The following is a 14239-nucleotide window of genomic DNA, read 5'->3' as shown; positions in this document are numbered from 1 at the left end:
GGCAAGACCGAATATGAAATTCAGTGAAAAGTGGTTACGTGAATGGATAGACCCGGCAATTTCTGTCGAGGTTCTTTCTGAGCAGTTGAGTATGGCCGGGCTGGAAGTCGACGTTGTTGAGCCGGTTGCGGGGCAGTTTGAGGGCGTAGTGGTAGGCGAAGTGGTTGAGTGCGGTCAGCACCCCAACGCCGATAAACTTCGGGTTACCAAAGTGAATGTTGGCGGCGACGAATTGCTGGACATTGTATGCGGTGCACCTAACTGCCGTCAGGGCCTCAAAGTGGCCGTCGCCGTTGTCGGCGCGGTTTTGCCCGGCGATTTCAAAATCAAGAAGGCTAAGCTGCGCGGTGAACCGTCAATGGGAATGCTGTGCAGTTTTTCTGAACTGGGTATCAGTGAAGACCACGACGGTATTGTCGAGTTGCCGCTGGATGCGCCTATTGGGGCCGATATCCGCGAGTATCTTGGTCTGGATGATCACACCATTGAGGTGGACCTGACTCCTAACCGCGCAGATTGCCTTGGCATTCGAGGTATTGCCCGTGAAGTTGGGGTGTTGAACAATCTGGATGTGCATGAGCCTGAAGTGGCGCCGGTAGAGCCGACCATTGGTGACAAGCTGGCCATTCATCTTGAGGCGCCGCAAGCCTGCCCGCGTTATCTGGGCAGAGTAGTGTGCAACGTCAACGTGCAGGCCAAGTCACCCCTGTGGCTGGTGGAAAAGCTTCGCCGCTGCGGAATTCGCAGTATTGACCCGATTGTAGATGTAACCAATTTCGTGCTGCTGGAACTGGGGCAGCCCATGCATGCTTTTAATCTGGAAAGCATAGATGGCAGTATTCGGGTGCGCCTGGCACATGAAGGTGAACAACTTACCCTGCTCGATGAAAATACGGTGTCTCTCAGTGATAACACCCTTGTCATTGCCGATGATCAAAAACCACTTGCGATGGCAGGCATTTTCGGTGGGTTACACTCTGGTGTGAATGCGCAGACTCAGCACATTCTGCTGGAGAGTGCGTTTTTCAGCCGTGATGCCATTCAGGGCCGGGCCCGTCAGTACGGCTTGCACACCGATGCTTCACATCGCTATGAACGTGGTGTTGATCCGCAATTGCAGAAGCAGGCCATGGAGCGGGCGACAGCACTGATCCTCGAAATCTGCGGTGGTCAGCCAGGGCCTGTCGTTGAAGCGGTAGCTGAAGAGGCGCTTCCTGCGGTATCACAAGTGTCATTGCGTCGTGCCAGACTCAAGCGGGTACTCGGGATCACTATCGATGACACCAAGGTAACACAAATGTTGACTCGTCTGGGGCTTGCAACGGAAATGACCGATGAAGGCTGGTTAGCCACAGTACCCAGCTATCGATTTGATATCTCGATAGAAGAAGATTTGATTGAAGAGATCGCCCGGGTTTATGGCTACAATAATATTCCTAACGAAGCGCCTAAAGCCAGCCTGCAAATGCTGGCTGCTTCAGAAGCACAACTCAGTACGCAGTCACTGAAATCGCTGCTGATTGCCCGGGGGTATAATGAAGCGATAACCTATTCATTTGTCGACCCGAAAATTCAGTCAGCGCTGTTTCCTGAGCTCGAAGGTTTGGTGCTTCCGCACCCGATTTCGGCCGATATGTCAGTTATGCGGGTCAGCCTGTGGCCGGGCTTGCTCGGAGCAACGGCATACAATCAAAAACGTCAGCAAAGTCGTATTCGGTTGTTTGAAAGTGGCTTACGTTTCATTCCGGATGCTGATGCGCCGAGTGGTGTGCGTCAGGAGCCAATGCTCGGAGGGGTGATAGCAGGGCCCAGAAATGAAGAGCACTGGGATCAGGAAAGCACCGCCGTCGATTTCTTTGATGCCAAAGCCGATGTCGAAGCGTTACTGGCTCTGACAGGAAAATCTCATCTGATTGAGTTTGTGGCAGCTGAGCATCCTGCATTGCATCCGGGTATGAGTGCAGAAATACGTCTTGAGGGCACAGTCATCGGGCACATTGGTGCCGTTCACCCTCAATTTACCAAATTGCTGGGTGTGAACGGGCGTCCGTTTGTGTTTGAACTTGCGCTGACAGCGCTTACAGAACGCCAATTACCCACTGCGAAAGTCATTTCAAAGTACCCGGCAAATCGTCGTGATATTGCGATTACCGTCAAGGAAGAAGTCACTGTTGGTTCGATACTTTCTTTTGTAGAAAAAATTGGCGTAAATCAACTAGTTGGCCTAAACTTGTTCGACGTGTATAAAGGCAAGGGTATTGAGCCCGGGTATAAGAGCCTGGCCTTATCACTAATCTTGCAGGATCCACAGAAAACGTTGGAAGAAGCTGAGATTCAGCAGTCAGTGGAAACCATCGTTAAGGGTCTTGAGTCTGAATTCGGGGCAGCGTTAAGAGAGTAAACTATGGCATTGACCAAAGCCGAGATGGCTGAACACTTATTCGATAAACTGGGTATTAACAAAAGAGATGCTAAGGACTTGGTGGAAGCTTTCTTTGAGGAAATCAAAGAAGCGTTGGAATCCGGTGAACAAGTGAAACTGTCAGGTTTTGGTAATTTTGACCTGCGTGATAAAAATGAACGTCCCGGGCGCAACCCGAAAACCGGTGAGGACATTCCTATCAAAGCCCGCCGTGTGGTGACGTTCAGGCCTGGTCAGAAACTGAAAAGCCGGGTTGAAAACTCTAAGCCTCCCGTTCAGTAAATCCTGAGACGCAGCCAGGATGGCTGCTCCCCCTGCTGATACTGCCTGCCCTTGCTGATTACCGGCGAGGGCAGGCTATTTTTATTCCAGAAAATTGGGGTTTTGAGCTTACACTGAGCCCTTGAATTAATCCTGTTAAAACCCATGTGCCTATTTGTTGTCTTACAGTAAGACACGGGTTTCGATGTATTTGTACCAGAGGAAGCCATGAAGAAGTTGATCATCGCTTTAAGTTTGTTTGGGCTGGCCCTAACCGGTTGGTTTGTTTATTTGTCTCAACAGTCTGCCGAGAGCGTCGCGCGGGTACCGGTTATCACTGTTATGGATATTTTACATGCCAGTGATTTACAGGAAGGGGTTAAGGAGGCGGTCAAAAAACAGGACGACAAGGCTGTAAAGGAATGGCTTGATAAAGCCCTGTACGTAGCCGAAGAGGCTGAACTCGCCCGGTCTGATATTGAATACCTTGGCTCTGTGCAGGCAGAGGAATACGTAATTTTTAATGCCAATCGAGCGCTGTTCAACGAAGCGTTTGAACAACGCTATTATCGGCTTGAAGGCATGGACGATTTGAAAACCCAATATCCCCAGGCTAAAGATCTGTTTGCCAAAGCGGAAGCTTTGCTGGCCAAGCGGGACTCGATTGTTGAAAACATAGCAACGACCCTGGCCAATGGAGATGCTCCGGGCAAGGCTGAAATTCAGCAGGCCAAGCGAATGTGGCAGGAACGTTATCAACACAATCTGTCTTCCGAAGGTGAATAGATTGGCGGATGGATTTGGCCGTTTTATTCGGTCAAATCCGCCACTTTTCCTCGAACCAAACCGATTAAATCCGGTGGCGATATCTCAATTTCCAACCCACGCCGACCACCACTGACATACATTCGCTGTAACCACTGCGCCGACACATGCAACCAAGTAGGTAGGGCTTTCTTTTGCCCCAAGGGACTGACTCCACCCACCTGGTAACCGGTTATGCGCTCAGCGTCTTCAGGCCGGATCATCGATGCTTTTTTGCTGCCGGCAGCTTTGGCGAGCTTTTTCATACTGAGTTTCTGGTTGACGGGAATTAACGCTACAGCGCAGGATTTTCCATCGAGCTCTACAACCAGTGTTTTGAATACGCTGTTCACAGGAAGCGACAATTTTTCTGCCGCCTCCAGTCCGTATGCGGGGGCACTGGTATCGTGTACATACTTTAATATCTGATACGGCAGCTTTTTCTTGTTGAGTAAATTTATCGCTGGAGTCATGGTTTCCTCAAAGACATAATGAGCCGCCATGCCCATTTGGGGGCTGAGATTGGCGTAGTGCAAGGCACCGTTTCTTGCGCATGGTTGAGTGAATTGGTTTCAAACCATCGGGCAAGGCTTAGCAAAATGGCTAAACCCTGAATGTAAAAAGTTTAAGAACCAACCACTTATTTCAATTTAACAGGTGTAAATCTGTTCTTTTTTCTCTATCCTAACTCTTCTTCCTGTGTAACTGAACAGGGAGCGCACTGCGGAGGCAAAATGGGCCCATTAATGCTGGATTGTCAGCAACAGGAATTACTCAAAGAAGAAAAAGAGATGCTGGAGCATCCGCTCACCGGTGGGGTGATCCTGTTTGCGCGCAATTACTACGACAAAGCCCAACTGAAAGCGTTAATTGCAGATATTCGTCGTGCTGCCAAAAGACCAATATTGATTGCGGTAGATCACGAAGGCGGCCGGGTTCAGCGATTTCGTGATGGTTTTACCCGGCTTCCGGCCATGGGCGCAATTCAGTCTCTGGCCTCCGAAATAAAAGAAGCGCAGGTTCTTGCTAGGGCCTGTGGCATGATCATGGCCTATGAACTGAAATCAATGGATATCGATTTCAGTTTTGCGCCTGTGCTGGACGTGAATGGCGTGTCACAGGTGATCGGAGACAGAGGGTTCGCTGCAGAGCCAGAAAAGGTGGTGACGCTTGCCAGCGCTCTGATTGATGGCATGCGTGCCGGAAACATGCCCTCTACCGGAAAGCATTTCCCCGGTCACGGCAGTGTGGCACCTGACTCCCATGTTGCGTTGCCGGTAGATGACAGGACTATGGAGCAAATTGAACACGTTGACCTGGTTGTGTTCCGCAGGTTGATTGAGCAACATTTGCTTGATGCCGTTATGCCCGCCCACGTGATTTACTCATGCCTTGACGCCAATCCGGCGGGTTTTTCTCCTTTCTGGCTGCAAACCCAGTTGCGTCAGCGACTGGGGTTTGATGGGGTCATTTTTTCCGACGATTTATCCATGCACGGTGCCAGTGTGGCGGGAGACTATTTGTCCCGCGCAGAAATGGCGCTTGAGGCGGGGTGTGACATGATACTTGCCTGTAATCATACACCCGGTGCCACACAAATTTTGGATGGCCTAAGCCAGAGCCGTCCAGCGAATACCCGTTTACCAAGGCTTTCAGGACGCCCAATACCATCACATGCGAGTAAGGAATACGCGCAAGCCTGCGTGTTGTTAAAGTCTTATGAAGGTCAAATATAAGTTTGTTCTGATTGCTGGTGTAGCCAGCTTGCTTCTGTCCATGGCTCTAAAGGTGGCCGGGTTGGACCCTGCCATGAGTACAACGGCAGGAATTACTTTGCTGATAGCCGTGCTGTGGCTTACAGAAGCTTTTCCTATTGCGGTGACTGCGTTGATCCCTTTTGTGGCTTTTCCCATGGCAGGGATCATCGATTTTCGCCAGGCGTCATCAGCCTTGGGCAGCCACGTTATATTGCTGCTGATGGGCGCGTTCATGCTATCAAAAGCGTTGGAGAAGTCCGGCGTGCATCATCGGCTTGCCGTATATATGTTGCGTATTACCGGAACGCAAAGCGCGAGACGGCTGGTACTAGGCTTTATGTTGACTGCTGCCGGGTTAAGCATGTGGATATCGAATACGGCAACGGCACTGATGTTAATGCCTATTGCACTGGCTATCATCAGTTCCATGCACGCACCAGCCCTGGCATCGGCAATTTTGCTGGGCATTGCCTATGCCGCCAGTCTTGGTGGTGTCGGAACGATTATTGGCACTCCTCCTAATATCATATTTATGAGCGTGTATCAGCAGGCAACAGGCAACGAAATAAGTTTTCTGGACTGGATGACCACTGGCATACCCATTGTTGTACTGGCTATTCCGCTGATGGCGTTGTGGCTGACACGAGGCTTGAGGCATATGCCGGAGTGTGAATTGCCGAAGGTTGGGCCGTGGCGTTCGGCCGAAGTTCGTGTGCTGGTAATATTTTCCTCTGTGGCTCTTGCATGGGTGTTTCGTCCTTACTGGAGCGGTTGGCTGGGTATGGACGCTATCAATGACAGTACCGTTGCGATTGCCGGAGTCCTGCTGATGTTTTTGGTTCCAGACGGAGACAAACAAAATCCGGGGCAGGTTCTGGATTGGGATACGGCCCAGCAAATTCCTTGGGGGATGCTGCTGGTGTTTGCCGGGGGCATCTGTCTGGCCAATGCTTTCAGCGCATCGGGCCTGAGTCAGGTGTTGGGGCAGGGGCTTGAAGGGTTGTCGGTGCTTCCTATTGTGGCGCTGCTGTTGATTCTGTGCCTGGCAGTGAGCTTTATGACCGAAATCACGTCTAACACCGCAACCGCAACGCTACTGATGCCGGTTCTGGCCAGTGCATCTGTAGCGGTTGGTGTTGACCCCATCGTCCTGATGATGCCAGCCGCCATCAGTGCCAGCTGTGCATTCATGATGCCGGTGGCTACACCCACCAATGCCATCGTTTTCAGTAGCGGTAAAATATCCATTCAGACCATGGCGAAAGAGGGGGCTATTCTGAACGTCATTGTTGCGGTTGTGGTCACTGCGGTGATGATGGTTACCCGGGTCTAGTTGCCGGTATTGGCGAAGAATGCCGGCCCGGGGAACGGGACAACGGTGTTATACTTTTACATCCATGACGCCAGATGCATGATTCAGCGCCCTGGCGAGTACGAAAAAATAATCTGACAGCCGGTTAACATAAGCCAGAACAATTCCCGGAACCGGGTAGTTTCTGGATACCGTAACCAGGTTCCGTTCCGCCCGCCGGCACACTGCCCGGCAAAGGTGTGCCTGTGACGCAGGCTGGCAACCCCCGGGTAAAATGAAATGATTCTGCACAGGGAGCTTTTCTGTCAGTGCGTCGATGCGCATTTCCAGTTCATCCACATCAGCCTGGCTGAGCTGGGTATGGGCTGAAATTGCAAAACCAACCTGAAAAAGCCGTTGCTGACAGACTTCCAGCTCGGCCTTAAATTCATTAGCCTGACACGCGAGCAGGCCAATTTGGCAGTTTAGCTCATCCAGACAGCCGTAACATTCCAAAACGGCGTCATCTTTATCCATTCTTAGCGGTTCAGAGGCAAACACCTGTGTGGAGCCGCCGTCACCTGTGCGGGTATAAACCTTCATCTGCTTCCTCAGTCGAACTCTTCTGGTAACTGATAACGTCGAATCTGTACCACCATTCCGAAAAGCGGATGATCAAAATAATGCAGCTGGTTACTGATCACCCGGCGGATCTGTTTAAAGGGCACGGATACCAGCTGGTATTCCGGTTGTGAGCCGTGCTGTGGCGAGTCAGCCGGGACTGGCTGCCTGTAGAACAGTTCGCTGTCAATGTGAAGATAAGGTACCTGGTTGATGTTCTTTAAAAAGACCTTTAAGTACCCGTCAAGCTGCCATATAGCAGTACCGGAGTTCTGATAGGCAAGACGGGTAACCGGTGGTTCTTCGCCGGCCGACAGTTCAGGAGTGTCGAGCACTTCTTCCAGCGAAATCGGTTGAGCGGTATTCAACTGCTCTTCCAACTGATCAAAAAAATCTGTTTGTACAGTCAAAGAGGGCTGCTCGGTGGGCTCAGTTGCCGGGTCACTTTGCTGTTCAACAGGAGCAATTGGCCGGCCGTTTAGGTCGAATTGACGCTGGTAATTCTGCCCTGCAAACAAACGCACGGATTTGGCATTACTCTGCCCGAATACCACTGGCTGGCGCCAAACCACATGCAACATGCGGGTGATACCTTTTGCCCATCGAATTTGTTGCGACAGCTTTTCCAGCTCCTGTGCGTCACTGGGTAAAATGTGAGGACGGTCTTCGTTTTCGAGCAATTCGCCTTCCAGCACCACTTGCAATCGGTCAGGGTAGGGCAGCAGGTTGTTTGGCGTTTCCTTATGCCAGCCATTTTCATCCCAGCTCAACCATGCACTGTTGGGATCACATTCTCCAACTTTGGGTATAGATACTGAATGTTGGGATATGGGGGCGACAAACTCCAGCCAGTACTCGGCAATGTCTGTGTCGGAAAGTTCAAAAGGCGCTTCCTGCAAACCGTTCGGAGCAGACAAAGATTGTGCTGCAGTCTGGCTGGAAAGGTTTCTGGATGAGGAAAAATCAGATGAAAAGTCTCCTTTCACCTTGAGCAGGTTGTTGGCCTGAAGTGCAGAAGTCGGTGAGCAGTCTTTGAGCCCCTGATTTAACCAGCTGATGTCCGGTTGCAGCAGATTGGTGATCAGATCCCAGTCGGTGGAAACCGGGTCGAGCGAGGGAGCATAGGAAAATTGCTCCTGCAACTGACTGATCGACGCATCACGTTCAAACAGGATCACCTCAACATCAAACCACCAGTCTTCTGCGGCGCTGACAGCAGGGGCAACTCCGCTGCCGAATAACAGCATTGAGAAACCGGCAATGAAGTGCTTCATATCTAGGGTATGTTTATTTTTGTTCATTGTTTATGCAGTCGGTCATTATTGCGCGATACAATCGCAAATGAGTGATGTTTAGTGGGCCTAAATGAGCGAATTTGTGGGCAGTATGGTGCAATAATGGCCACTGCCCTCCGGGTTGTCCTTCGGATGGAAGCTAAAATGACCCATAACAGTGTTGTCACTGACTTTTTTGGATTGCCAAACTGCGTCACAGACGCCATGTGCTCAACCATTTTAGTCTCCAACATAAATTACGAACAAAGATAAACACACCCTAATGCGACTCCCTGGCAAAATCGGTCAGCATATCGTCTACCAGTTGAAGCCGCTCTGACGCGGATTGGGTGGTTTTAACGATACGCAGTTTCTGGCTGCCCTCGAATTTAAATACCTTCGGCTGAGTTTGCACCAGCTGAATGATGTATCCGGGGTCAACCGAGGTGGTTTGTTTGAATTCGACGGTACCACCACCTGCAGAGAGGTCAATCTTGAGGATCCCCAGCTCCCGGGCCCGTAACTTCAATTCCGCTACCTGCACCAGATTTTTTGCGGCATCGGGCAGCAAACCAAAGCGGTCAATGCATTCTATCTGAAATTCGTCGATTTCGGTTTTGTTTTTGCAACTGGCCAGTCGCTTATACAATGACAGTCGGGTGTTGACATCAGCAATGTAGTCTTCAGGCAGAAGCGCAGGAATGCGCAATTCTACCTCGGTGTGGCTGGCCATGGCCTCGTCAAGCGAAGGTTCCTTACCTTCCTTGAGGGCGGTTACTGCCTGATCCAGCATGTCCATATATAAGGTGAAGCCGATGCTGGCAATTTGGCCTGACTGGTCATCACCGAGCAGTTCACCGGCGCCACGGATCTCCAGATCGTGGGTAGCCAGGGCAAAGCCTGCGCCCAAATCTTCCAGCGCCGCAATTGCGTCAAGACGTTTGGCTGCGTCCCGCGTCATACGCTTGGGATGCGGTGTGAGCAGGTAGGCGTATGCCTGGTGATGGGAACGTCCCACTCGCCCCCGTAACTGGTGTAGCTGGGCCAGTCCGAGATGATCCGCGCGGTCCATTATGATGGTGTTGGCGGTTGGCACGTCGATTCCGGTCTCAATAATGGTTGTACATACCAGAACATTGTAGCGCTGGTGGTAAAAATCACTCATTACTGCTTCCAGTTCCCGCTCCCGCATTTGCCCGTGGCCAATAGCTATTCGGGCCTCGGGGACAATTTCCGCCACTTCCTGGGCGGTTTTTTCGATACTTTCCACTTCGTTGTGCAGGAAATATACCTGCCCCCCGCGGAGGATTTCGCGCATGATGGCTTCCCGGATAACCGCCTTGTTGCGTTGCTGCACAAAGGTTTTTATCGACAGGCGTTTGGCTGGCGCGGTGGCAATAATCGATAAATCACGCATGCCGGAAAGCGCCATGTTCAGGGTTCTTGGAATTGGGGTAGCAGTCAGGGTGAGAATGTCCACATCGGCTCTCAGGGCCTTGAACTTTTCCTTTTGCCGTACGCCAAAGCGATGTTCTTCATCAATGATGACGAGGCCAAGATCGTTAAAACGAATGTCGTCCTGCAGCAGTTTGTGTGTGCCAACGACGATGTCGACCTTGCCACTTTGAATACCGTCAATCACGGATTTCTGGGCCTTTGCGCTGACGAAGCGGCTCATGACCTCGATATTGAACGGCCAGTTGGCGAAACGGTCCTTGAAATTCTCATAATGTTGCTGGGCCAGCAGGGTAGTGGGCACCAGAATCGCCACCTGCTTACCCGCGTTGGCTGCCAAAAACGCGGCGCGCATGGCCACTTCGGTTTTGCCAAAGCCTACATCGCCGCACACCAGCCGGTCCATTGCACTTGGGCTGCCCATATCCTGGATAACGGCGTTGATGGCCTGCAGCTGATCTGGTGTCTCTTCAAACGGAAAGCTGTCGGCGAAACTCTGGTATTCCTCCCAGTCTATCTTGTAGGCAAAGCCGGGTTTAGCAGCCCGTTTGGCGTAAACGTCCAGCAGTTCCGCGGCTACGTCGCGAACTTTCTCGGCGGCTTTCTGCTTGGCTTTGCTCCAGGCATCAGAGCCAAGGGCGTTGAGTGGTGCGTGGTCAATGTCACCACCGGTGTAACGGGAAATAAGGTGTAATGACGACACAGGTACATACAGTTTGGCCTGTTTGGCGTATTCAATCGACAAATACTCGGTGGGCACTCCTCCTGCATCCAGAGTCTGTAACCCGAGGTAACGGCCTACGCCATGATCAAGGTGGACTACCGGCTGCCCGACTGACAGCTCAGCCAGATTGCGGATAACGGCATTTTCGTCGGTCGCGGCGCGTTTGTCCCGCAGGCGTCGTTGGCTGATCTTGTGCCCGAGCAATTCGGTTTCCGTGATCAGCAGCAGTTCACCATCCGGGTTGTACCAGGTAAAGCTATGCTCAACCATACCGATGGTGACACCGAGGATTTCATGGCTGGCAAGAAAATCCGAAAAATGTTCGAACACCTTGGGGCGAATGCCTGCTTTATGCAACAGGTTCATCAGGTTTTCCCTGCGCCCCTGGGATTCGGCGCAGAACAACACTTTTGCTCCCCGCTGTGAGGCCTGTTGAAGTGCTATCAGAAGACGGTCAGCTGGTTGTTTTTTCTGGGGACTAAACGCAATGTCGGTCAGTTTTTCACAGCCGAGGTTGCAGTAACCGGCCCGCTCTTCCAGCATTGGGTTTGAGAGCGACACACGGGGCCACTTTTTGACGGCTTCGAACAGCTGATTTATCGGCAGAAACAACTCTTCGGGTGGCAACAGCGGCCGCACCGGGTTGTAACGATGCTGTTCGTAGCGCTCGTTGACATCCGCCCAGTAAAGCTCACTGGCATTTTGCAGGTCACCGTGCATCAGCAACAACGAATCAGGATGTAGGTAGTCAAACAGGGTAGCGGTAGTTTCAAAAAACAGCGGCAAATAATACTCTACGCCGCTTGGCATTGTGCCTTTGCTAACCTGGGCCAGAACCGATTCCTGCGCGTTGCTGGCGTCAAACCGGCTGAGGTATTGCTGCCGGAATAAGGTCAGTGCTGCCTTGTCGGTGGGAAATTCCCTTGCCGGCAGCAGCCGAATACTGTCTACACTCTCGTCCGAGCGCTGAGTGTCCGGATCAAAGTAGCGAATGGTGTCAATTTCGTCGTCAAACAAATCCAGACGAAATGGCTGCTCACTGCCCATGGGAAACAAATCGATGATGCTGCCGCGAATCGAAAATTCACTGTGGCTCATCACCTGGCTCACATGCAGGTAGCCGGCCTGTTCCAGATTGCGGCGAAACTGTTCGCGGTCAAGGGTTTGGCCTTTATTGAGCATCAGCAGATACTGGTTCAGGTAGGTTACCGGCGCCAGTCTCTGCATCAGGGTGTTGACCGGGACGATAAAAATTCCGTTTGGTTCGCAGGTAAACCGGTAAAGGGTTTCCAGGCGCTGGGATATGATGTCCTGGTGCGGTGAAAAACTGTCGTAAGGGAGGGTCTCCCAGTCTGGGAGCAAGGTAATTGCGGAGTTGTCTGTGTCCAGAAAAAATGCCAGTTCTTTTTCCAGCTTTAACGCGGAGGGCGTATCCGCAGTAATCAGAACCACGGGGCCCTTGTGCTGTTTGTGCGCCTGACTGACCGCCAGTGCCTGGCTGCTGCCCTGCAGCTGTCCCCAGCGCTGGTGGTCCTGAATTGCCTTGCCTGCCCTGGATTTCGGCAGTGGCAACGATAAAATTGATGCTGTCATGTCACCCTGATGATGTACCAAACAGAAGCCGATGAATCGAAAACCGTTAGCCGGATGCGTCTGGTGATTGCCTGTGCTGAGCTCGTTTACGCAGTTGCATGGTTTGTAAATGCAGGCTTGCGCGTACCAGAAGTTCCTGATCCTGTTCGCGTATTCGGTTAAAAATAAACGCTATATGGTAGTCATCCGATTCCTGCTGGCAAGCAATTACTTCACCAAAACAATAAATTGCCGCAGATTCTTCCGGCAGAAACAGCTTAAGCTCTGCCTGCAGGCCGATTTGCATGGGCTCGCTGTGCCTGATGACCACACCACCACCACCAAACTGGATTGTTTCAAAACGCTGGCTGGGATCATCCTGTTGCTGAAGAATGTAAGACATCATCAGATCAATCTTTCGGGCCTGATGGTTGAGATAATCGGCCAGATCACTGGCGTGATCACTGAGATTTCTCAGTGGGCGCAGTGCCTGTGCGTCAATTGTGGCCAATTCGCTTGCCATGCGAAAAGCGTACGGCATATGGTCGGCCAGTTGGTCCTCGGGAGGCAGAGAGGCATCTTTGGGTAAAAGTGCGATGTTGATCCTGAGACTGTGGTGGATCATAAAATACTCTGCAAACTGCGCCTGTTTTTGTTCCAGGGTTAAACTGTCCATTCGACTTTCCTGCCACCTAAACCTTGTACGCTCTGTAGCTTACACGTAGTATTGACGTTTTACTAATAGGCGTGGATTTAGTCAGGGAAAAGGTTATTTTTACTTCATCATTCCCGGCCCCACCCATCAGGACTGCCGCTTCAAAACGCTATGTTTCATCCAGTTTCTGCCTACATTGCCCTTCGTTATTCAACCGCGGGAAAACACAACAGTTTCGTATCTTTCATCAATGGCTTCTCCGTTGCCGGAATTGCACTGGGTCTGATGTCTTTGATTGTGGTGTTATCCGTGATGAATGGATTTGAGTCTCAGCTTAAGCAGCGGGTGCTGGGGATTGTGCCACATATTGTGATACCCCAGGCAATGAAAGAGCAGGACATTCAGGCCCTGCCGGGTGTGATGGCCAGCATGCCGTATCAGGAGTCTGAAGGCGTCATACAGTCCCGGCAAGGGTTGAGAGGAGTACAGTTGCAGGGCGTAATGCCGCAGGCAATGTCAGAATACAGCGTGGTTTCTGAACATTTAGTGGTTGGCCAGTTTGAGGATTTACAGCCGGGAGCCTTCCGGGTAATGATTGGCCGGGCTCTGGCGGTGCAGCTGGATATTCGCCCCGGTGATACTCTCAGGGTACTGGTAGCTGGCGCCAGTGTGTATACACCGTTTGGCCGTCTTCCGAGCCAGCGACTGATGCAGGTGTCAGCGATTTTTGATGTGGGTGCGCAGATGGACGACAAGGTTGTACTGATGCATCTGTCTGATTTACAGAAGTTGATGCGTCAACCGGCCGGGTCGGTGCCCCAAACCCGGCTGTTCCTGGCGGATGCGTTTCAATATAAGCCGGTTCTGGCCGGAATACAGCAGCTTGGATTTGAAGCAGATGACTGGCGCAGCCGTCAGGGGCCGTTGTTTGACGCCGTCAAAATGGAAAAAAACATGATGTTTCTTATGCTGTTGCTGATCATCGCCGTGGCAGCTTTCAATATTGTTTCAGCGCTGGTAATGGTGGTTTCCGAAAAGCAGGGAGACATTGCCATACTGCAAACCCAAGGGCTGGGCGGGGCAAAAATAATGCAGGTGTTTATGCTTAATGGCCTATTCAATGGCATAAAAGGGGCTATTATTGGATTGGTGCTTGGGGTGCTTCTGGCCACTCAGCTAAATGGCCTTTTGAGTCTTTTCGGTGTCCCTTTGGCTCTCTCGGCAGACGGGCAGGGGATCCCGGTAAACCTTCAGTGGGGGCAGGTGGTTAGTGTTACTGTACTTTCGCTGGTGTTGTGCTTGCTGGCGAGCTTGTATCCGGCAATTCGTGCCATGCGGGTGCAGCCAGCACAGGCTTTGCAGAATGACTGACAATTGTGTCAAATCCTGACCATATGGTTAAT

The 14239-nt window shown here is 51.6% G+C and carries 11 protein-coding genes; 6 read left to right on the top strand and 5 right to left on the bottom strand.

Annotated features, from left to right (window positions below):
• The first annotated feature begins 13 nt into the window (after nt 1–13).
• The 3 genes from pheT (at nt 14) to DXV75_RS05535 (ending at nt 3469) form a co-directional block, all read left to right on the top strand.
• On the top strand, nt 14–2401 hold the full coding sequence (pheT, locus tag DXV75_RS05545; RefSeq protein ID WP_115592393.1) for a phenylalanine--tRNA ligase subunit beta: 2388 nt from the start codon (nt 14–16) through the stop codon (nt 2399–2401).
• A gap of 3 nt (nt 2402–2404) precedes the next feature.
• On the top strand, nt 2405–2704 hold the full coding sequence (ihfA, locus tag DXV75_RS05540; RefSeq protein ID WP_115592392.1) for an integration host factor subunit alpha: 300 nt from the start codon (nt 2405–2407) through the stop codon (nt 2702–2704).
• Nucleotides 2705–2911: 207 nt separating this feature from the next.
• A complete protein-coding gene (locus tag DXV75_RS05535) occupies nt 2912–3469 on the top strand; it encodes a hypothetical protein (RefSeq protein WP_115592391.1) in 558 nt (185 codons plus the stop codon).
• 23 nt (nt 3470–3492) lie between these two features.
• Here DXV75_RS05535 and ybaK read toward each other — a convergent pair whose 3' ends face one another.
• Nucleotides 3493–3960, bottom strand: coding sequence for a Cys-tRNA(Pro) deacylase (ybaK, locus tag DXV75_RS05530; RefSeq protein ID WP_115592501.1), 468 nt, complete (start codon nt 3958–3960; stop codon nt 3493–3495).
• A gap of 261 nt (nt 3961–4221) precedes the next feature.
• On the opposite strand from ybaK, the gene nagZ reads away from it, so the two are divergent.
• Together nagZ and DXV75_RS05520 are read left to right on the top strand one after the other, a co-directional pair.
• Nucleotides 4222–5223, top strand: a complete 1002-nt coding sequence (gene nagZ / locus DXV75_RS05525; RefSeq protein ID WP_425451681.1) for a beta-N-acetylhexosaminidase — start codon at nt 4222–4224, stop codon at nt 5221–5223.
• On the top strand, nt 5207–6577 hold the full coding sequence (locus DXV75_RS05520; protein ID WP_115592390.1) for an SLC13 family permease: 1371 nt from the start codon (nt 5207–5209) through the stop codon (nt 6575–6577). The genes nagZ and DXV75_RS05520 overlap by 17 nt, the downstream gene beginning before the upstream one ends.
• Before the next feature lie 48 nt (nt 6578–6625).
• Here DXV75_RS05520 and DXV75_RS05515 read toward each other — a convergent pair whose 3' ends face one another.
• The 4 genes from DXV75_RS05515 to DXV75_RS05500 all read right to left on the bottom strand — a co-directional run bounded on the left by DXV75_RS05515 (nt 6626) and on the right by DXV75_RS05500 (nt 12857).
• Nucleotides 6626–7138, bottom strand: a complete 513-nt coding sequence (locus DXV75_RS05515; protein WP_115592389.1) for a cob(I)yrinic acid a,c-diamide adenosyltransferase — start codon at nt 7136–7138, stop codon at nt 6626–6628.
• Between the two features lie 8 nt (nt 7139–7146).
• Nucleotides 7147–8457 (bottom strand): CsiV family protein, encoded by a 1311-nt coding sequence (locus DXV75_RS05510; protein ID WP_115592388.1) that lies wholly within the window; start codon nt 8455–8457, stop codon nt 7147–7149.
• Between the two features lie 253 nt (nt 8458–8710).
• Entirely contained in the window at nt 8711–12202 is a 3492-nt protein-coding gene (gene mfd, locus DXV75_RS05505; protein ID WP_115592387.1) for a transcription-repair coupling factor, read from the bottom strand.
• A 46-nt stretch (nt 12203–12248) separates the two neighbouring features.
• Nucleotides 12249–12857 (bottom strand): PilZ domain-containing protein, encoded by a 609-nt coding sequence (locus DXV75_RS05500; RefSeq protein ID WP_115592386.1) that lies wholly within the window; start codon nt 12855–12857, stop codon nt 12249–12251.
• Nucleotides 12858–13007: 150 nt separating this feature from the next.
• Between DXV75_RS05500 and DXV75_RS05495 the strand changes: the two genes are divergently transcribed.
• Nucleotides 13008–14207, top strand: coding sequence for a lipoprotein-releasing ABC transporter permease subunit (locus DXV75_RS05495; protein WP_115592385.1), 1200 nt, complete (start codon nt 13008–13010; stop codon nt 14205–14207).
• Nucleotides 14208–14239: the final 32 nt, after the last annotated feature.

It is taken from the genome of Alteromonas aestuariivivens, assembly GCF_003367475.1.
Lineage (GTDB): Bacteria > Pseudomonadota > Gammaproteobacteria > Enterobacterales > Alteromonadaceae > Alteromonas > Alteromonas aestuariivivens.
Note: the sequence above shows the minus strand (reverse complement) of the source record. Positions and strands in the feature narration are given on the sequence as shown.